Source organism: Pseudomonas sp. TH31 (genome assembly GCF_016650815.1).
Lineage (GTDB): Bacteria > Pseudomonadota > Gammaproteobacteria > Pseudomonadales > Pseudomonadaceae > Aquipseudomonas.
The window spans coordinates 1-18,899 of record NZ_JAEKEZ010000010.1 but is presented as its reverse complement, the minus strand read 5'-3'; the positions used below and the strand labels follow the sequence as shown (position 1 = coordinate 18,899).

The window sequence follows — 18,899 nt, the reverse complement described above, 5'->3', positions numbered from 1 at the left end:
TCCCACAAGGTGCACCCCATGAGCGAGCCGATTCGTCTGACCCAATACAGCCACGGCGCAGGATGCGGTTGCAAAATATCCCCGCAGGTTCTGGAAGTGATTCTGGCCGGCAGCGGCGCGCAGAACCTCGACCCCAAGCTCTGGGTCGGCAACGCCTCGCGCGATGACGCGGCGGTGTATGCGATCGACGACGAGCGCGGTGTGGTTTCGACCACCGACTTCTTTATGCCGATCGTCGATGATCCGTTCGACTTCGGCCGCATTGCCGCCACCAATGCCATCAGCGACATCTACGCCATGGGCGGCGATCCGTTGATGGCGATTGCGATCCTCGGTTGGCCGGTCAACGTGCTGGCCCCGGAAATCGCCCGTGAAGTGATTCGCGGCGGGCGTTCGATTTGCGACGAGGCGGGGATTCCACTGGCCGGCGGGCATTCCATCGATGCCCCGGAGCCGATCTTCGGCCTCGCCGTCACCGGGCTGGTGCAAAAGCGTCACATGAAGCGCAACGACACTGCCACCGCCGGGTGCCTGTTGTACCTCACCAAACCGTTGGGCATCGGCATCCTCACCACTGCCGAGAAGAAGGGTAAGTTGCGCCACGCCGACATCGGCCTGGCCCGTGACTGGATGTGCACCCTGAACAAACCTGGTAGCCGTTTCGGCAAACTCGAAGGCGTGACCGCGATGACCGACGTCACCGGTTTCGGGCTGCTGGGGCATTTGGTGGAAATGGCTGACGGCAGCCAACTCACCGCTCGCATCGAATACGACCGTGTGCCGCGTCTGGCCGGTGTCGAGTATTACCTCGAACAGGGTTGCGTGCCGGGTGGCACGTTGCGCAACTTCGACAGCTACGCCAGCAAGCTCGGGCGTTTGCAGGAACTGCACAAACGCGTGCTGTGTGATCCACAGACCAGCGGGGGCCTGCTGATTGCGGTCACGCCTGAAGGCAACGCTCAATTCCTTGCGGTCGCCGCCGAACTGGGCCTGGCCCTGGAGCCAATCGGCGAACTGGTTGAGCGACAGACTAACGCGGTCGAGGTGTTTTGATGTCAATCGACTACACCGATTACCGCGACCTCTTTCTCAACGACCGGCCGCTGATGGATGCCCGCGCGCCGATCGAATTCCTCAAGGGCTCGTTCCCCGGCGTGGTCAACTTGCCGCTGATGAGCGACCACGAGCGGCAACGGATCGGCACCTGTTACAAACAGCATGGACAGCAAGCGGCTATTACGCTCGGGCATCAGTTGGTGTCCGGCCCGATCAAGGCCGAGCGCATCCAGGCCTGGACCGAGTTTGCCCGGGCTCATCCGGATGGTTATTTGTATTGTTTTCGCGGCGGCTTGCGCTCGCAGATTGTCCAGCAGTGGCTCAAGGATGAGGCGGGCATTGACTATCCGCGGGTCGGTGGTGGCTATAAGGCGATGCGCACTTTCTTGCTCGACACTGTTGATCACGCCGTGGCCCAGTGCGATTTCGTTCTGCTGGGTGGCATGACGGGTACCGGCAAAACCGAGGTGCTGACGCAGTTGAACAACGGACTGGACCTGGAAGGCTACGCCAATCACCGGGGTTCAAGCTTCGGCAAACGTGCCACCGGCCAACCCTCCAACATCGACTTTGAAAACCGTCTGGCCGTGGACGTGCTGAAGAAGCGCGCACGGGGTATCGAGCAATTCGTGCTGGAAGACGAGAGCCGTGCGGTCGGCAGTTGTGCCTTGCCGCTGCCGTTGTTTCAGGGGATGCAGCAGTTTCCGATGGTCTGGCTCGAAGACAGCCTGGAGGGGCGCGTCGAGCGGATCCTGGGTGATTACGTGGTGGACCTGTGTGCCGAGTTTATCGGCGTGCATGGCGAGGAGGGCTTTGCGCTGTTTTCCGAGCGGCTGCTGGAAAGCCTGAATAACGTGCAGAAGCGTTTGGGCGGTGAACGCCATCGGCGGATGTTGTTGTTGATGGAAGACGCACTGGCCGAGCAGGCGAGCAGCGGTGCGGTGGACTTGCACCGGGGTTGGATCGAAGGATTGCTGAGCGAGTATTACGACCCGATGTATGCGTTTCAGCGCGAGAAGAAAGACGCGCGGATCGAGTTTGCCGGGGAGCGGGGGCGGTGCTTGAGTACCTGCGCGAGCGGGATATTCAGCGGGTTTGATATTGTTATTGCCGGCCCCATCGCGAGCAGGCTCGCTCCCACAGTAGATCTTCAGTGGACACGGATTTTGTGTACGGCTTAGATCCAATGTGGGAGCGAGCCTGCTCGCGATGAGGCCCTGACAGGCCCCAACCTCTTAAAGCAATGCAGCCCCGACCAACCCGCTGATCACACCAATCAGCATGGTCATCAGCGCCACGCTCACCAGCACCCGAGCATTGAAATCCTTGCGCAGCATCAGCAGCGACGGCAGGCTGATGCTCGGCAGGGTCATCAGCAGCGCGACCGCCGGGGCGGTGCCCATGCCCAGGGTCATCATGGTTTGTACGATCGGGATTTCAGCGGCGGTCGGAATCACGAACAGCGTACCGATGATCGCCAGCGGCACCAGCCACAACAGGCTGTTGGCCATGGCCCCATCAATGTGTGGAAATACCCAGACTCGCACCGCACCCAGTACCAGCACCGCCAGGATGTAGACAGGGATGGTGCTCCAGAACAGTTGCCAGATCGTCTTGCCCCAACGGGTCAGGAACGGTTGCGCGTCGGTCTCGCGGGCTTCAACCACGGCTTCAACAGCCGCTTCAGGCAAGGTCTCGGGGCCGGCGATACGCTGCGCCACCATCGACACCCCGAACACCAGCACCAAGCCCGCCACCAGCCGCAACGCAGTGAAGCCCCAGCCGAGCACGAAGCCCATGAACACCAGCGTGGCAGGGTTGAGTACCGGGTTGCCGATCCAGAACGCCAGGGCGGCACCCACCGACACATTCTGCCGACGCATGCCGGCGGCCACCGGGGCGGCGCAGCAAGAGCACATCATGCCGGGCAGGGCAAACAGGCCACCGCGCAGGGTCGAGGCGAAACCGGCGCGGCCGAACAGACGCAGCAACCAGTCTCGCGGAATCAGTACTTGCAGCAGGGAACCGAGAATCACCGCCAGCACCGCGGCTTTCCAGATTGCCAGGAAATACACCTTGGCATAGGCCAGGGCGGCGGACAAAGGATCGGACAGTTGATCGTTGATGATCGAGGCGCCGATGCTGTGGTTGTCAGCGGCGACGAAGGCCTTGAGGTAGTACGGCGACCACTTGACGTAGTAGAGGCCGACACAGGCGACCAGGAGGAACAGGGCGGGCTTCCACCAGAACGACCAGCCCCGGACGGGGGCTGCTGCGGTTGAGAGTGACATGGCGAGGTTCCGGGCAATGGGGAGATGGTGTCAATGATAGCCCAGCCCCTGGGTCAACGTGGTCCCGACAGTGCGTGGGATGTAGCGACTTTTTATATCGGACAGTTCTGCGAGCCGTTATCCAGCCCTTGTTTGTAGACGTGGCTTTCCAGGCTGGCCTTGCCGTTGTGCCAGGTCAGGGTCAGCACGTACAGCGAGTCGTAGTCGCTGGACGCCCAGTCTTCAGTGATGTTCTGTTTCTTGCCGACGGCTTCGCTGGCAACTTTGTTGATCAGCTCGGGCAGGTAGCCGTGGGACCAGGCGGTGTAGATGATCGCATTGTGGTACTTGTCGTGGAGCAGTTCATCCGCCAGGTCGCTGGTGTCGTTGGCCGAAAAGTTGATGTTCACCGGCAACCCGAGCTTGATCGCGCTGGGGCTGATGGTCATCAGTGGCCGGATGTAACTGTAGGAGTTGTCCAGCTCGCCTTCCTCGACATTGCGCGTCGGGTTGGCGGCAAATACGTAATTGGCCTTGCCGAATTTCTCGGGCAGCAACGTAGACAGGCTGATCGCACGGTTCAACCCCTGGCAATTGAGCTGCCCCAGGCCTCCAGCGGGCTTTTCCGCGTGGCGCAGGAACACCAGCGTCTGGGTGCCGTCGGCCGGTTGGGCGCGGCTTTCGCTGGACTCCAGCGACAGGAGCAACGCGCTTGCTGCCAACAACGAGGGCAGTACGATAAAGGCACGATGCTTGAAGCGTTGGGTGAATTTCAAAAGGGTCTTCATTCAGTAAAGTGATCTTCAGCGCATTCGATTAAGGCTGACAAACCCTTACACCCTGGGCTCCCGGCGTCAGGTGTTTTCCATGTCGTTGAACCGGTCCGCTTCCGTAATGGGCAGTGCTCAGAGTCCTCTGAAGCCCTTTGGTTCGATCCCGGCCGGTTCGCCGCACTTTAGCGGCAACCTTTGACGGGGTGGCCGAAGGTTATCGACAGGATGTTGCGGATTTATGGATCGTCGTCGCGACGCCGGATGATTTCGATCCGACCGCAAGCGCTATTGAACGGATGTACCCAATCCCTGTAGGAGCTGCCGAAGGCTGCGATCTTTTGATCTTGACCTTCAGCAATGCCGAACAGATCAAGATCAAAAGATCGCAGCCTTCGGCAGCTCCTACATTATGATCAGCAACTCCAATGTTTGCGTGGATGCTCCCATGACCGATCTCTCTGCGTTCCCGATTACCGGTAAATGGCCGGCCCAGTATCCCGAGTGGATTCAGCTCTACTCCCTGCCGACCCCCAACGGCGTCAAGGTCTCGATCATGCTCGAAGAGATCGGTCTGCCCTACGAGCCGCACCGTGTGAGCTTCGAGACCAACGATCAGTTGTCATCCGAGTTCATGTCGTTGAACCCCAACAACAAGATCCCGGCGATCATCGACCCGCACGGTCCGGGGATCAGCCACTGCCGCTGTTCGAGTCCGGGGCGATTCTGATCTACCTTGCTGACAAGAGCGGCCAACTGCTGGCCCAGGAATCGGCGGCGCGTTACGAGACGATTCAGTGGTTGATGTTCCAGATGGGCGGTATCGGGCCGATGTTTGGCCAGGTCGGTTTTTTCAACAAATTCGGCGGCAAGGATTACGAGGACAAACGGCCCCGTGATCGCTACGTCGAGGAAAGCAAACGCCTGCTAAAGGTCCTCGACGAGCGTCTGGAAGGGCGCGACTGGATCATGGGCGAGCGCTACACCATCGCCGACATCGCGACGTTTCCATGGGTGCGCAACCTGATCGGCTTCTATGAGGCCGGTGATCTGGTGGGTATCCAGAACTTCGCCAACGTCACGCGGGTGCTGGAGCGCTTCCTGGCACGGCCGGCGGTAATGCGTGGGCTGGACATTCCCAAATAATCCTTTTCAAGACCAGGGACGGCCATGCGCTTATTTCCTTTCAAACAAGTCGATGTCTTCAGCCGCGTTGCGCTTAAAGGCAATCCATTGGCGGTAGTGTTTGGCGCTGACGAGCTCAGTGATGAGCGGATGGCGGCGTTCGCGAGCTGGACCAACCTCAGCGAAACCACGTTCGTGCTGGAGCCCGGGATTCGCGCGCCGACTATCGGGTGCGGATCTTCACCACCCTGTCGGAGCTGCCATTCGCCGGTCATCCGACCTTGGGTACCTGCCACGCGTGGCTTGAAGCCGGCGGTGTACCCAAGGGCGAGGAGGTCATTCAAGAGTGCGGCGTCGGTCTGGTGCGGGTTCGCCGGCAAGGCGCGGAGCTGGCGTTTCTTGCGCCGCCGCTGCTGCGTACCGGGCCGTTGGCCGTTGACCTGTTGGAACGGGTGCGGCTCGGGCTCGGGCTGGACGCCGGGGCAATCGTTCGAGCGCAATGGGTCGATAACGGCGCCGGCTGGTTGGCGGTGATGGTCGAGGATCGTCAGCAGGTGCTAGCTGTGCAGCCGGATCATTCGCAGATGCTTGGCCTGGCCGTCGGCGTCATCGCGCCATGGCACCCTGAACGTGATGGCGATGACGCCCAGTTCGAAGTGCGGGCGTTCATTTCCGGCGACGGGATGCCGGAAGACCCGGCCACCGGCAGCTTGAATGCCGGGATCGCCCAATGGCTGCTCGGCGAAGGACTGGCGCCGGCATCTTACGTAGTCAGTCAGGGCCTGGCCATGGGGCGCGCGGGGAGGATTCAGGTGGATCAGGTAGGCGATGAGATCTGGATTGGTGGCGCGGTGGTGACCTGCATCGACGGGACCCTGAATCTGTAACAAACCCCGTGGAATCAACACAAATCCCCTGTGGGAGCGGGCTTGCTCGCGAAAGCGGTATCTCAGTCGACATCAATAGCGACTGCCAGGCCGCTTTCGCGAGCAAGCCCGCTCCCACAGTAGATCACCGTAGAACACAAATTTTTCATCCGCCGCAGACCCCCGTAGGAGCAAAGCTTGCTCGCGAAAGCGGTGTATCAGCCACCATCAATATCAACTGACACTCCCTCATCGCGAGCAGGCTCGCTCCCACAGGGAATTGTGTTGAATGTGGGGATTATTGCTTGGTCGGTAACGGTTTTTTCCGCCCCTGAGGTTTGTGCCCCGAGCCATTCAGGGCATAAGCTTCACCCCCTTACGACTTTCGTCTCGTTATCGTCTTTCAGGAAAACCCATGTCCAGCCAGTTCCCAGAAGCACGTCCACGCCGTCTGCGCCGCAATGCGAGCCTGCGCAGCCTGTTCCAGGAAACCGAGTTCAGCCTGAACGACCTGGTGCTGCCGATTTTCGTCGAAGAAGAAATCGACGACTTCGTTCCGATCAAGAGCATGCCCGGCGTGGTGCGCATTCCAGAGTCGAAACTGGCTGGCGAGATCGAGCGTTATGCCCGTGCCGGGATCAAGTCGGTCATGACGTTTGGAGTGTCCCATCACCTGGACAGCAGTGGCAGCGACACCTGGAGCGACAACGGCCTGGTGTCGCGCATGTCGCGCATCGCCAAGGATGCAGTGCCGGAGATGATTGTGATGTCCGACACCTGTTTCTGCGAATACACCGACCACGGCCACTGCGGCGTGCTGCATAACCACGAAGTCGACAACGACAAAACGTTGATCAACCTCGGTAAACAAGCCGTGGCCGCTGCCCGTGCCGGCGCTGATGTGATTGCTCCGTCAGCCGCGATGGACGGCCAGGTCCAGGCGATTCGCCGGGCGCTGGACGAAGCCGGTTTCACCCAGACCGCGATCATGGCTTACTCGACCAAATTCGCATCGGCGCTCTACGGCCCGTTTCGCGAAGCTGGCGGCAGCGCTTTGAAAGGCGACCGCAAAAGCTACCAGATGAACCCGATGAATCGCCGCGAAGCGGTGCGCGAATCGCTGCTGGACGAACAGGAAGGCGCCGATGCGCTGATGGTCAAACCAGCGGGTGCGTACCTGGACATCATCCGCGATATTCGCGAGGTGTCGCGCCTTCCGCTGTCGGCGTATCAGGTGAGTGGCGAGTACGCCATGATCAAGTTTGCGGCGCAGGCCGGAGCAATTGATGAAGATCGTGTGGTGCGTGAAAGCCTTGGGGCGATCAAGCGGGCGGGGGCGGACTTGATCTTCACCTACTTCGCGATGGACTTGGCGCTGGCAGGGATCTAACCACCACCACACATTCCCTGTGGGAGCGAGCCTGCTCGCGATTGCGGTGGGTCAGGCGCAATGATGCTGGATGTGCCGCGATCATCGCGAGCGGGCTCGCTCGCACTTTCGGGATGCGTTGAGTCAGTGGGACCCAAAAAACGACCGTATCCCGTGATCGCGCAAGTACCGCTCAATCACCTTCGGATCGGCGCTGTTATCGGCAATCGCCACGTACGTATCCGGTCGCAGCAAGTAAAACCCGTTGCGCGCCAACCCCGCCGCGTCAAATGCCGGCCGCCAGTCGAACACATGCAGCGGTAAATGATGCTCGATACACCAGGCGATCATTTCGTCGCTGGTATCGCCGTACACATGCACCTGCCAGGCCGGGTTTTTCAGCGGTTCGTAATTATCGCCTTCGCCATCGTGGGCCCAGGGCAAGCGGTCACCGCCGTGTACGTGCCCGGTCACGCCTTCGCTCAGCGGCATGCCGCGATAGTTGAGAGTGATCTGCGACACCGTGCGAAACAGAAATTCCCGGCTCGCCCCAAACGAAGCCATTTTCGGGATCAGGAACGGCGCCAGGCGCGTGCGCAGCAGGTCGGCGACTTTGCCCTCGGCGGTGACGAAGCTGAACACCCGGTCGGTGGTGGACACCAGGCGCCGGGCAAAGGCGATGCGTTCGGTTTCGTAGCTGTCGAGCAATTTGGCGGTTGCGCCGCCGCTTAGCACGGCGGCGAGTTTCCAGGCCAGGTTGATTGCATCGCCAATCCCGGTGTTCATGCCTTGGCCGCCGGCGGGACTGTGGACGTGGGCGGCGTCGCCGAGCAGAAACGCCCGACCGCTGCGAAAGAACTCCGCGACCCGGTGATGCACACGGTAGGTCGAGAACCAGTGCACCTGTTCGACCTGCACCTTCAGATGTTCGATGGCTCGGCCGCTGACGTCTGCAAATTGCAGGGTTTGGGCATGCTCGGCGCGCTCATCGCGCACGGTGCCGATCAGCCGGGCATGACCTTCGCTGGCCAATGGGAAAACCGCGAGAAAATCCGCTTCATCGAGGTCTACGTGCAGTTCACCGTTGAGCGCCGGGCCGCTGGCCTGAACGTCGGCGACGTAGAAAATCTGCTGATAGGTGCCGCCGGGAAACCCACTGTCCAGGCTTTTGCGCACAATCGACCGGGCGCCGTCGCAGCCAGCGATGTAACAAGCCTCACAGGTTTCCTGTTGGCCATCGGGCAGGCGCAACTGAGCACTGATGCCGTCGCTGGTTTCCTTGAGGTTTTCCAGTTCGGTATTGCGCTCCACGGTGATGCCGAAGGTTTCAAGGCGTTCGATCAGCAACTGTTCGTGTTCGTCCTGAGGAAAGATTTCCATGAACGCGTAGGGCGTCAGGCCCTCGCCGATACGGGTCAACGGCAGGCGCGCCACGGCTTCACCCTTGACCCAGAAATTCGCTGCCGCCACCCGGTGGCCGTTCTGCACGATGGTGTCGCTGAGATCGAGTTGGCGATACAACTCAAGGGTCCGGGCCTGGACGGCCAGGGCGCGAGAGGTGGTGCCCGGGGCCAGGGTTTTGTCGATGATGCGCACGCGGATGCCGAGCTTGCTCAGCCACAACGCCAGCACCAGACCGGTCGGGCCGGCGCCGATGATCAACACGTCGCTTCGGTTCATGGGCCTGTTTTCCTTGGTGTATGCACCCAGTATGGTCCAGGTCCGGCTTTCGAGCCTGGCGAACCCCGTAGGAGCTGCCGAAGGCTGCGATCTTTTGATCTTGATCCAACAGCAAGATCAAAAGATCGCAGCCTTCGGCAGCTCCTACGGGTATCGGTCGACATCTGACAAAAAAGGCCCCGCAGCTGTAAAACTGCGGGGCCTTTTCGTTAAACGGTGGTGCTTAGAAATCGAGGGTGCCCGACAACTTCGCCACCCGTGGCTCGCCCTGGGTCAGGTAGCCGCCGAGGGCCGATTCCCAGTATTTCTCGTTGGTCAGGTTGTCGACGCCCAGACGCACGGTCACGTCTTTGTGCTCAACCTTGAAGGCGTAGCGGGCGCCCGCGTCGAAGCGGTTCCAGGTCGGCAGGCTGAGGTTATTCGCCGCGTCGGCGTATTGGCCGCCGGTGCGCAACATCCGCCCGGTCAGGGCTACGCCTTGCAGGCCGGGTACGTCCCAGTCCACGCCAGCGTTGAACTGGAAGCTCGGCACGCCGATGGCGCGGTTGCCGTCGTTGGCGCCGTTCTGGGTGTTCTTCAGTTCGGTGTCCATCAAGGTCAGGCCGCTGATCAGGCGCAGGCCAGTGATCGGCTCGCCGAAGATGTTGAGTTCGACGCCCTTGTTGACCTGTTGACCTTCACGCACATACACAGCGGTGGTCGCGCCGGTGATCAGCGAGTAACCGTCGCTCGGCTGCTCGATACGGTACACGCCGAGGCTCGCGCCGTAGGTGCCCATGTCGACTTTTACGCCGGCTTCGATTTGCTTGGAACGGGCCGGGGCGTAGACCTCGTTGCCGTTGGTGACGACGCGACCGCCGGCCGAAGTCGGTGAAGTCGGGCCCTGCGCCAGGCCTTCGATGTGGTTGGCGTAGAGCGACACGTGTCCCCACGGTTTGAAGACGATGCCGTAGACCGGCGTGGTGATCGATTCGTCGTAGGCGGATTTGCGGCTGCCCGACCCGTAGGGCGCGTAGTTGTAGCCTTGAACCACCAATTGTTGGCGACGCAAGCCGGCGGTCACCAATAGTCGGTCGTCGAAGAAGCCGAGGGTGTCGGACACCGCAGCGCTACGGTTGAAGGTCTTGCCGACGATACCCGGATCGTTCAGGTCGCCGCCGGAGAAGTTGCCGACGGGCGATGGCGTATCCACCGGGTGATAGAGGTTGTTCGAGTATTTGGTCAGGTCGAAATCGTAGGCGCTGCGTTGTTCGGTCCAGATGCCGGCCAGGCCGAAGCTCAGTTTGTGGCTGACCGGGCCGGTCTGGAAACGACCGTTCAGGCCGGCCATTGCGCTGGTGTTGTCTTCGTCGTGGGGGACGAAAGAGCCGGTAGTGGTGGCGTTGCCGAGGTTATCGGTGAGGGTGGTCGAGCTGTAGCGACCGACTTCACGGGTGTGCTTGGCGCCGGCCGCGGCATAGGCTGTCCAGTTGTCGTTGAGGTCGTACTCGGCGCGCAGCATACCGAAGGTGTCTTCTATCTCGGTAAAACCCCACTTCGGCGCGTAGTTGGTGGAGGCCGATGGTGCGTCCGGCACCTGGGTGGCGCTGCCGAGGAACACCGAGTTGCGGCCGCCGTTGATGCGTTGCTTCTGATAGGCGAAGTCGCCGGAGATGCGCAGGGCGTCGCCGCGATAATCCAGGCCCAGGGCGAACAGTTTGGAACGCTGGTTTTCGTCGTCGATACCGGTGTCGCCTTCGCGCTGGGCCAGGTTGACCCGGGCGCCGAAGCGGTTGTCTTCACCAAAACGCTGGCCGAGGTCCAGGTGTTCGCCGACCCGGCCGTCGCTGCTGATGTCGGTGGTCAAGCGACGCAGCGGCACGTCGTCGGCACGTTTGGGTTGCAGGTTGACCCCGCCGCCGATGCCGGAGCCGGTCGGTGTCACGCCATTGATAAAGGCGTTCGGTCCTTTGAACACTTCCACGCGCTCGAGGGCGTCGGTGGAAATGATCTGCCGCGGCAGCACGCCGTAGAGGCCGTTATAGGAAATGTCATCGCCATTGAGCGGCAGGCCACGAATCACAAACAATTGGGCCTGGTTGGCATAACCGGTGGCCTGGCGCACCGAGGAATCGTTGAGCAGCACATCGCCGACGGTTTCGGCTTGCTGGTCCTGGATCAGTTGCTCGGTGTAGGAAGCCATGGTGAACGGCACGTCCATCACATCCTGATTGCCCAGCACACCCAATTGACCGCCGCGTGCCACCTGGCCACCGGCATACACTGGAGGCAGGGCGGTCGGCGTCGGGGCTTGGGCGTTGACGTTTACATCGTCCAGCACCAGCGCCTTGCCGTCGTTTTCGGATGTTGCAGCGTGGGCTGAGACGGACAGGGCGCAAAACAAGGCGAGAAAGGTCGGGCGAAAAGGAACGCCGAGTCGGGCTGGAGTGGGCATGTTCGATCCTGGCGGCGCGCCGCCGATGAGAAAAAGAGATAACGGCGCGGGGAACTCCTTGCGCGAATACGACTCCAGGCGCAAATGATATGTTTTCTCAGTAACGTCTTGCAATCAGTTTGTCATCATCCTGCACATGCGAGGTGCCCTGTAGCAGCTGCCTCGCGGTGCTCGACAACTGCTACGAAGGAACGGCGGGGGGTGGTGGGAGTCATAGCCTGCGCCATGCCTTTGATCGTATGGTTGACCCGGCTAAACAGATTTGATGGAGCACCATGCACGCCCACCGATTGATCATGAGCCTCACTGCCTTGCTGGTCCTGGCCGGTTGCGGCACTCAGCGTACCCAGGAGACGCCGGCCCGCAAGCCTGCCGAGGTCAAGGCGCAGATCGTGCGCCTGTTACCGGCCAAGACCGTCGACCGTGAGGGTTGGGCGACGGACATCTACGCAGCGTTTGTCGCCCAGGACATTTCACCAGGCACGCAAAATCTCTGCGCAGTCCTGGCCGTCACCGAGCAGGAATCGACTTTCCAGGTCGACCCAACCGTGCCGGGCCTGGGCAAGATCGCCCGGGACGAGATCGACCGCCGCGCCGCCAAGGTGCACATTCCCAGCCTGCTGGTCAGCGCTGCGTTGCAAGTCCGTTCACCGAACGGCAAAAGCTACAGCGACCGACTGAGCGCCGCCCGTAGCGAAAAAGAACTCAGCGCGATCTTCGATGACTTTATCAACATGGTGCCCATGGGCCGGACTTTGTTCGGCGGGTTCAACCCGGTGCACACCGCCGGGCCGATGCAGGTCAGCGTCGAGTTCGCCGAACAGGAGGCACGCAATTATCCCTATCCGGTGACGGGCTCGATTCGCCATGAGGTGTTCAGCCGTCGCGGTGGCATGTACTTCGGCATTGCCCATTTGCTCGGTTATCCGGTGAGCTACAAGCAGCCGCTGTATCGCTTTGCCGATTTCAATGCCGGTTGGTACGCCAGCCGTAATGCGGCGTTTCAAAATGCCGTCAGTCGCGCCTCGGGTATCCCGTTGGCGCTGGACGGTGACGTGATTCGCTACGACTCGATCATGCCTGGCACCACGGAACTGGCGGTGCGCACCCTCGGCAAGCAACTGGGCATGCGCAATCCGACGATTCGCCAGCAATTGGAGAAGGGCAAGAGCCTGGAATTTGAGGACACGGCGCTCTATCAGAAGGTCTTCGCCCTGGCCGAGAAGGCCGAAGGCCGGGCGTTGCCGCGAGCGGTGTTGCCGGGGATCGAACTGCACAGTCCGAAGATCACCCGCAAACTGACGACGGCGTGGTTTGCCAAGCGGGTTGATGAGCGTTATCAGCGGTGCATGGCGAAGGGAAGTTGAAGATCAAAAGATCGCAGCCTTCGGCAGCTCCTACATGGGCATTGCGTACACCTGTAGGAGCTGCCGAAGGCTGCGATCTTGGCGAGTATCCAGACACTGCATGAGTAATGGATATTAGTAGGCATAAAACCCCCGGCTGATAAGGCTAATGCCGATCAGTTAAGCTAAACGCGATCTGTAGCAGTTGGCGAAGCCTGCGTTCGGCTGCGCAGCAGTCGTTAGATCAGCCCCCGGTTCTTTCAGGCAAACCGCGTATACAGGATTTACGACTGCTGCTCAGCCGAACGCAGGCTTCGCCAGCTGTTACAAAGAGCGCGTGTCACCTTGAGATATTCTTAACTGATCGGCATTAGCTGATAAGGCCGGGTTTTTCGTTGAGTGCTGCGGTAAACCCATTAGGGTTTGTATCGGATCGTTGCTATTGACTCACGTGCGACGACGCACAAACTTGCGCCACAGCCAGACCCACAGCATAAACAGCGGGAAGGCCAGGACCAGGAACGGCAACGCATAGCTGCCTTTCTCCAGCGCATCGACGGCGCCATCGGCGAGGTTGTCCAGCAAGTTGCTGAACGCCCGGCTCAACTGCGACGAGCGGCTACTGGCACCGGTCGGCTGGAACGACAGCGTGACGCGATTGGTGTCCAGTCGGCGTTGCTGGCCGGCGGATACCTGGGCCAGGGCCTGCAGGTCGTTTTCGATGCCGGCCTGTTCTTTGCTCAGGGCGATCAGGTCGGTGACGCTGATGTCCCGGCGGCTGGCCAGTTCGTCCAGGCGCTGCTGCTGGGCCTTGAGTCGCTCCTGACGGCGGCGGGTGTCGTCCACCGCATCGGCGAGATCTTCGGCGGAGGTGATGCGCTGGCCCATTTCGCCACCCTCGGCAGCCATGGCTACCAACGGCTCGACGCCAGCGGGGGCGATGCGCAAGGTGATTTCGGCGCGGCCGGCCCCTTGTTCGATGCGCAATACGTTACAGGCACCAAAACGCGCGGTTTCGCAGGCCTCGCGGGTGGCCTGCAAGCGTGGGGCTATCTGCGCTTGGGGCAGCAACAGGTGCAACTGATGCTCATAGGCGAGCATCGCGCCGCCACGTCCTTGTTCTCCGTCTAGACTGGCCGATGACGACCGTTCGCTCGGCGAGCAGCCGCCCAGGGCCAGGCAGGCCAGTACAAACCAATAGACGCGAGGCATTGAGGCAGGTTTGCCATCCGGTTGGCGCATGTTCGATCCTTGAGGTGTGCAGCGGGACGTCAGCAGTGCGCCCCGGGAGCGCGCATCTTACCTGCATCATTTGGCCAAATGGCCGCGAACCTGCACCGTGCCCCACCGTCTACCCACTGATTGTCTGTTCGCCGGGAGGGCGCGACATGTATCAGCTTTACGGACAACAGAACTCCGGCGCGGCGGCGATAGAAGCGGCCCTTGAACTCTGCGCGATCCCTTATCGGTTTATCGATGTCGCCGGGTCGGCAGAGGCGGCTCACGCGCTGGAAAAGCTCAACCCGCTCAAGCAGATCCCGACCCTGGAACTGCCCGACGGCAGCATCCTCACCGAAAGCGCGGCGATCCTCATTCACTTGGGGCTGACTTTTCCCTCATCAGGCTTGCTGCCGGACAGCCCGGCGGAACGCGACCAGGCCATTCGAGGCCTGGTCTACATCGTCTGCAATTGCTATTCGGCCATCAGCCTTATCGATTACCCGGAGCGCTGGTTGGCCGAACCGGACGAGTCGCCGAGGGAAAACCTCATGGCGGGTGCCCGTGCGCGCTTGCATTGGAATTGGGAGGTGTTTGCCGATCAGTTTTCCGGTGAGCTGTACCTGGGTGCTGAGACTCCGGGAGCGCTGGATGTGCTGGCGGCGGTGGTGTCGCGCTGGGCCGGGAGCCGGGAGCATTTACGCGGTGCGCGACCGGGTTTTTACGCCTGGCTGACGCGGATTGATCGGCATCCGGCCCTGGCGCCGGTGTTCGCCCGGCATTGGCCGACCTGAACCCCACCACAAACCAATGTGGGAGCGAGCCTGCTCGCGATGACGTCCGACCAGTCGACATCAATGTTGAATGTCAGGCCGCCATCGCGAGCAGGCTCGCTCCCACAGGGGATTTGCGGTTTAGTGAGATCGCGTCCGATCACTCCCCGCGGATGTACTGCTCCAACTGACGAATCAATTCCGCCTGTTCGGCAATCGCTTCCTTGACCAGGTCACCGATGGACAGCAAGCCCAGCAACTTGCCGTTCTCCACCACCGGCAAGTGGCGCAGGCGTTTGTCCGACATGATACCCAGGCAGGTATCGACGGTTTGGTGGGTGTCGACGGTGATCACCGGGGACGCCATGATGTCGCGTACCGGGGTGCCCACCGAAGAGCGGCCGTGCAGCACCAGTTTGCGCGCATAGTCCCGCTCGCTGATGATGCCCAGCACTTCGTCGTTCTCCACCACCAGCAAGGCACCGACGTTCTTCTCGGCCATCTTCATCAGTGCTTCGAGCACCATGTGGTCGGGTTTGATCTGGTGCACTTCCTGGTTCTTCTGATCTTTCAACTTGAGCAGTTGGGCGACGGTTTTCATGGCGGCTTCTCAGGTGTTGTCGTTGTTCTTGAAGAATCGTAGACCCAGGCGCGCAGGGCAAGGCGCAAAGCGGCAGATAACACGCAAAAAACGTCATTTGGCGGTTTTTTTGCGAAATGCCCGGTTTTTCGCCCCCCTTGTAGCAGCTGTCGAGCCCCCGCGAGGCTGCGTTCGGCGGCGTCGCCGTCGCCAATCCAGCCAACGCGCTGTATCAGGCAAATCGCATGAGGACTGCGTCCTCGAACGCAGCCTCGCTGGGGCTCGACAGCTGCTACAGGGGATGTGAGGCGCTATATAGACTAATCACGCGTAGAATTTGCGCCCTGAATCAGATTCGAGGTTGCAGTGGTGGATTTACAGCAGGGCTTCGTCCTGACCCGGCATTGGCGCGACACCCCGGCCGGCACCGAAGTCGAGTTCTGGCTGGCGACCGATGCCGGTCCCCGGCGCATCCGCCTGCCTCATCAACCGTCGGTGGCCTTCATTCCGGCGGAGCAGCGTGAGCAGGCTGAAACCGTGTTGCGCGGGGAAAAGAACGTCGAACTGCGGCCCCTGGCCCTGCTGGATTTCGAGCATCGCCCGGTGCTCGGCCTGTATTGCCAGCAGCACGGCCAGTTGATGCGGCTGGAAACTGCGCTGCGCAAGGTCGGCGTCGAGATGTTCGAAGCCGACGTGCGCCCGCCGGAACGCTACATGATGGAGCGTTTCATCACCGCGCCCGTGCAGTTTGGCGGCACACCCAACGCCGATGGCCTGCTGTTCGACGCGCAAATGAAACCGGCCCCCGGTTACCGGCCGAATCTGCGGCTGGTGTCCCTCGATATCGAAACCACTGCCCTGGGCGAGTTGTATTCCATCGCGCTGGAAGGCTGCGGCGAGCGTCAGGTCTACATGCTCGGCCCACCCAACGGTGACGCCAGCGCTTTGGACTTCCAGCTCGAATACTGCGATTCCCGAACCCTGCTGCTGAAAAAACTCAACGAATGGTTCGCCCGACACGACCCCGACGCGATCATCGGCTGGAACGTCGTGCAATTCGACCTGCGCGTGCTTCACGAGCACGCCCGACGTCTTGCGGTGCCGCTGAAACTGGGGCGTGGCGGCGAAGAAATGCAGTGGCGCGAGCACGGCAGCCGTAACCATTACTTTGCCTCGGCAGCCGGGCGCTTGATCATCGACGGCATCGAATCCCTGCGTTCGGCGACCTGGAGCTTCCCCTCGTTCAGCCTGGAAAACGTCGCGCAAACCCTGCTTGGCGAGGGCAAGGCGATCAGCACGCCGTACCAGCGCATGGACGAAATCAACCGCATGTTCGCCGAGGACAAACCGGCGCTGGCGACGTACAACCTCAAGGACTGCGAACTGGTCACGCGGATCTTCGCCAAAACCCAATTGCTGACCTTCCTGCTGGAACGAGCGAGCGTCACCGGGTTGCCGGCGGATCGCAGCGGCGGTTCGGTGGCGGCGTTCACGCACCTGTATATGCCGTTGATGCACCGCCAGGGCTTCGTTGCGCCGAACCTCGGCGGCAAGCCACCGCAGGCCAGCCCCGGCGGCTTTGTGATGGACTCGCAACCGGGGTTGTACGAGTCAGTACTGGTGCTCGACTACAAAAGCCTTTATCCGTCGATCATCCGCACCTTCCTGATCGACCCGGTTGGGCTGATCGAGGGCCTCAAGCACCCAGACGACAGCGAATCGGTGCCAGGCTTTCGCGGTGCGCGTTTTTCCCGAACAAGGCATTGCCTGCCGGCCATCGTCGCGCGGGTCGCCGAAGGCCGCGAAACCGCCAAGCGTGAATACAATGCGCCGCTGTCCCAGGCCCTGAAAATCATCATGAACGCTTTTTACGGCGTACTCGGCTCCAGCGGTTGCCGGTTCTTCGATACGCGGCTGGCCTCGTCCATCACCCTGCGTGGCCATGAAATCATGCTGCGCACCCGGCAGTTGATCGAGGCCCAGGGCCACGCGGTGATTTATGGCGACACCGACTCGACTTTCGTCTGGCTGCGTCGCGCCCACGGTCAGGAGGAAGCGGCGCAGATCGGCCGTGCTTTGGTAGATCACGTCAACCAGTGGTGGCGTGAACATGTGCAGCAGCAATACGGACTCGAAAGCGCTCTGGAATTGCAGTTTGAAACCCACTACAAGCGCTTCCTGATGCCGACCATTCGCGGGGCCGAGGAGGGCAGCAAGAAGCGTTACGCCGGGTTGGTCACCCGTGCCGACGGCACCGACGAAATGATCTACAAGGGCCTGGAAACCGTGCGCACCGACTGGTCGTTGCTGGCCCGGCAATTTCAGCAGGAGCTGTACTCGCGGATCTTCCATCGCCAGCCGTATCAGGACTATGTGCGCGACTACGTGCGCAAGACCCTGGTCGGTGAGTTCGACGACCGCCTGGTCTATCGCAAGCGCCTGCGCCGCACCCTCGACGACTATGAGCGCAACGTGCCGCCCCATGTGCGAGCGGCGCGGATGGCCGATGCCTATAACGAACAGCAGGGCCGCCCGCGGCAGTACCAGAGTGGCGGCTGGATCAGCTACGTAATCACCGTCGCCGGGCCGGAGCCGCTGGAGATCCGCAGTGCGCCCATCGACTACGACCACTACGTCACCCGACAGCTGCAACCGGTGGCCGATGCGATCCTGCCGTTCGTCAATGACGATTTCTCAACGCTGATTGGTGGGCAGTTGGGCCTGTTTTAGGTCCAGCAGCGACAGCGTCCAGTCATCCTGTATGCCATGGAAATAGTGATCCAGCGCCCGATGGAACAGGCTGCCGTCAGGGGCGACCTGGGCGAACAGGGTCATGGAGGAGTGAAACTTGAGGTCATCGGGGTGGCCGAAAATCTCGGCAATCGAGCGTTTTTTCAGGTTCAGCACTAACTGGGTGCACGTACGCAAACGCGCGCCCAACAGTGGATGCTTGAGGTAGGCCGCCGCTTCTTCGGCGCAACTGATGGCGAAGTGGCGGGACATTTCGCTGCCGCCAAGCCCGGCGATCTGCGGAAAGATGAACCACATCCAGTGCCGGCGTTTCTGGCCGGCGCGCAGTTCCTCCTGGACCCACTCGAACACCGGGTCCTGTGCCTGGACAAAGCGTGGCAGATTGAATGAGTCGAGCTGATCGGTGCTTCTCATTCCGAAGCCCTCTACAGGTCGCGATGGCTCAGACCATGGCCAACCGCTGCTTACATTGTGGCGCGCGAAACGCTTGGTCCAGCGCCTCCAGATCCTGCGCTTGCAGTTTCAACTGCGCCGCTTGCGCATTGAGCGTCACGTGCTCGGGTCGGACCGCCTTGGGAATCGCAATGACACTGTCCTGACGCAGTATCCATGCCAGCGCTACCTGGGCTGGCGTCACTCCGTGACGGGCGGCCACTTGCTT

The 18,899-nt window shown here is 61.3% G+C and carries 14 protein-coding genes and 3 pseudogenes; 9 read left to right on the top strand and 8 right to left on the bottom strand.

The window, feature by feature from the left end; translation table 11 throughout:
• Positions 1 to 18 precede the first annotated feature (18 nt).
• Positions 19 to 1,053: a selenide, water dikinase SelD gene (gene selD, locus JFV26_RS06915; RefSeq protein WP_201190910.1), complete on the top strand. Its 1,035-nt coding sequence runs from the start codon at positions 19 to 21 to the stop codon at positions 1,051 to 1,053.
• Positions 1,053 to 2,155 (top strand): annotated as a pseudogene (gene mnmH / locus JFV26_RS06910) (tRNA 2-selenouridine(34) synthase MnmH). Before selD ends, mnmH begins: the two are co-directional and overlap by 1 nt.
• A 136-nt stretch (positions 2,156 to 2,291) precedes the next feature.
• On the opposite strand, the gene JFV26_RS06905 reads toward mnmH, so the two are convergent.
• Both JFV26_RS06905 and JFV26_RS06900 read right to left on the bottom strand, forming a co-directional pair.
• Entirely contained in the window at positions 2,292 to 3,347 is a 1,056-nt protein-coding gene (locus tag JFV26_RS06905) for a permease (protein ID WP_201190904.1), read from the bottom strand.
• A gap of 92 nt (positions 3,348 to 3,439) precedes the next feature.
• Positions 3,440 to 4,114, bottom strand: a complete 675-nt coding sequence (locus JFV26_RS06900) for a histidine phosphatase family protein (RefSeq protein ID WP_201190903.1) — start codon at positions 4,112 to 4,114, stop codon at positions 3,440 to 3,442.
• A gap of 188 nt (positions 4,115 to 4,302) precedes the next feature.
• Between JFV26_RS06900 and JFV26_RS06895 the strand changes: the two genes are divergently transcribed.
• From JFV26_RS06895 to hemB, 4 genes and pseudogenes are all read left to right on the top strand, one after another.
• Positions 4,303 to 4,512, top strand: a complete 210-nt coding sequence (locus JFV26_RS06895) for a hypothetical protein (protein ID WP_201190902.1) — start codon at positions 4,303 to 4,305, stop codon at positions 4,510 to 4,512.
• A gap of 32 nt (positions 4,513 to 4,544) precedes the next feature.
• A pseudogene (locus JFV26_RS06890) lies at positions 4,545 to 5,242 on the top strand (glutathione binding-like protein).
• Between the two features lie 24 nt (positions 5,243 to 5,266).
• Positions 5,267 to 6,108, top strand: a pseudogene (locus JFV26_RS06885) (PhzF family phenazine biosynthesis protein).
• A gap of 394 nt (positions 6,109 to 6,502) precedes the next feature.
• Entirely contained in the window at positions 6,503 to 7,477 is a 975-nt protein-coding gene (gene hemB / locus JFV26_RS06880; protein ID WP_201190894.1) for a porphobilinogen synthase, read from the top strand.
• A 123-nt stretch (positions 7,478 to 7,600) separates the two neighbouring features.
• Here the strand turns inward: hemB and JFV26_RS06875 are convergent, their stop codons facing one another.
• Together JFV26_RS06875 and JFV26_RS06870 are read right to left on the bottom strand one after the other, a co-directional pair.
• A complete protein-coding gene (locus JFV26_RS06875; RefSeq protein WP_201190892.1) occupies positions 7,601 to 9,136 on the bottom strand; it encodes an FAD-dependent oxidoreductase in 1,536 nt (511 codons plus the stop codon).
• A gap of 223 nt (positions 9,137 to 9,359) precedes the next feature.
• Positions 9,360 to 11,570 carry a TonB-dependent receptor gene (locus JFV26_RS06870; RefSeq protein WP_201190890.1) on the bottom strand — a complete coding sequence of 737 codons (2,211 nt, stop codon included), beginning with the start codon at positions 11,568 to 11,570 and terminating at the stop codon, positions 9,360 to 9,362.
• A gap of 275 nt (positions 11,571 to 11,845) precedes the next feature.
• On the opposite strand from JFV26_RS06870, the gene JFV26_RS06865 reads away from it, so the two are divergent.
• Entirely contained in the window at positions 11,846 to 12,937 is a 1,092-nt protein-coding gene (locus JFV26_RS06865) for a DUF1615 domain-containing protein (RefSeq protein ID WP_201190888.1), read from the top strand.
• Positions 12,938 to 13,363: 426 nt separating this feature from the next.
• Here the strand turns inward: JFV26_RS06865 and JFV26_RS06860 are convergent, their stop codons facing one another.
• Positions 13,364 to 14,158 carry a DUF4349 domain-containing protein gene (locus tag JFV26_RS06860; RefSeq protein WP_201190886.1) on the bottom strand — a complete coding sequence of 265 codons (795 nt, stop codon included), beginning with the start codon at positions 14,156 to 14,158 and terminating at the stop codon, positions 13,364 to 13,366.
• Positions 14,159 to 14,304: 146 nt separating this feature from the next.
• Between JFV26_RS06860 and JFV26_RS06855 the strand changes: the two genes are divergently transcribed.
• Positions 14,305 to 14,928, top strand: a complete 624-nt coding sequence (locus JFV26_RS06855; RefSeq protein ID WP_201190884.1) for a glutathione S-transferase family protein — start codon at positions 14,305 to 14,307, stop codon at positions 14,926 to 14,928.
• Between the two features lie 139 nt (positions 14,929 to 15,067).
• On the opposite strand, the gene JFV26_RS06850 is transcribed toward JFV26_RS06855, so the two are convergent.
• Positions 15,068 to 15,508, bottom strand: a complete 441-nt coding sequence (locus tag JFV26_RS06850) for a CBS domain-containing protein (protein WP_201190883.1) — start codon at positions 15,506 to 15,508, stop codon at positions 15,068 to 15,070.
• Positions 15,509 to 15,856: 348 nt separating this feature from the next.
• Here JFV26_RS06850 and JFV26_RS06845 point away from each other — a divergent pair, with 348 nt between their 5' ends.
• Positions 15,857 to 18,217, top strand: coding sequence for a DNA polymerase II (locus JFV26_RS06845; RefSeq protein WP_201190881.1), 2,361 nt, complete (start codon positions 15,857 to 15,859; stop codon positions 18,215 to 18,217).
• Here the strand turns inward: JFV26_RS06845 and JFV26_RS06840 are convergent.
• Positions 18,182 to 18,652: a DUF1810 domain-containing protein gene (locus JFV26_RS06840; protein WP_201190879.1), complete on the bottom strand. Its 471-nt coding sequence runs from the start codon at positions 18,650 to 18,652 to the stop codon at positions 18,182 to 18,184. The genes JFV26_RS06845 and JFV26_RS06840 overlap by 36 nt on opposite strands.
• A gap of 28 nt (positions 18,653 to 18,680) precedes the next feature.
• Positions 18,681 to 18,899: aldo/keto reductase (locus JFV26_RS06835; RefSeq protein WP_201190877.1), on the bottom strand; the 219-nt coding region annotated here is incomplete at its 5' end.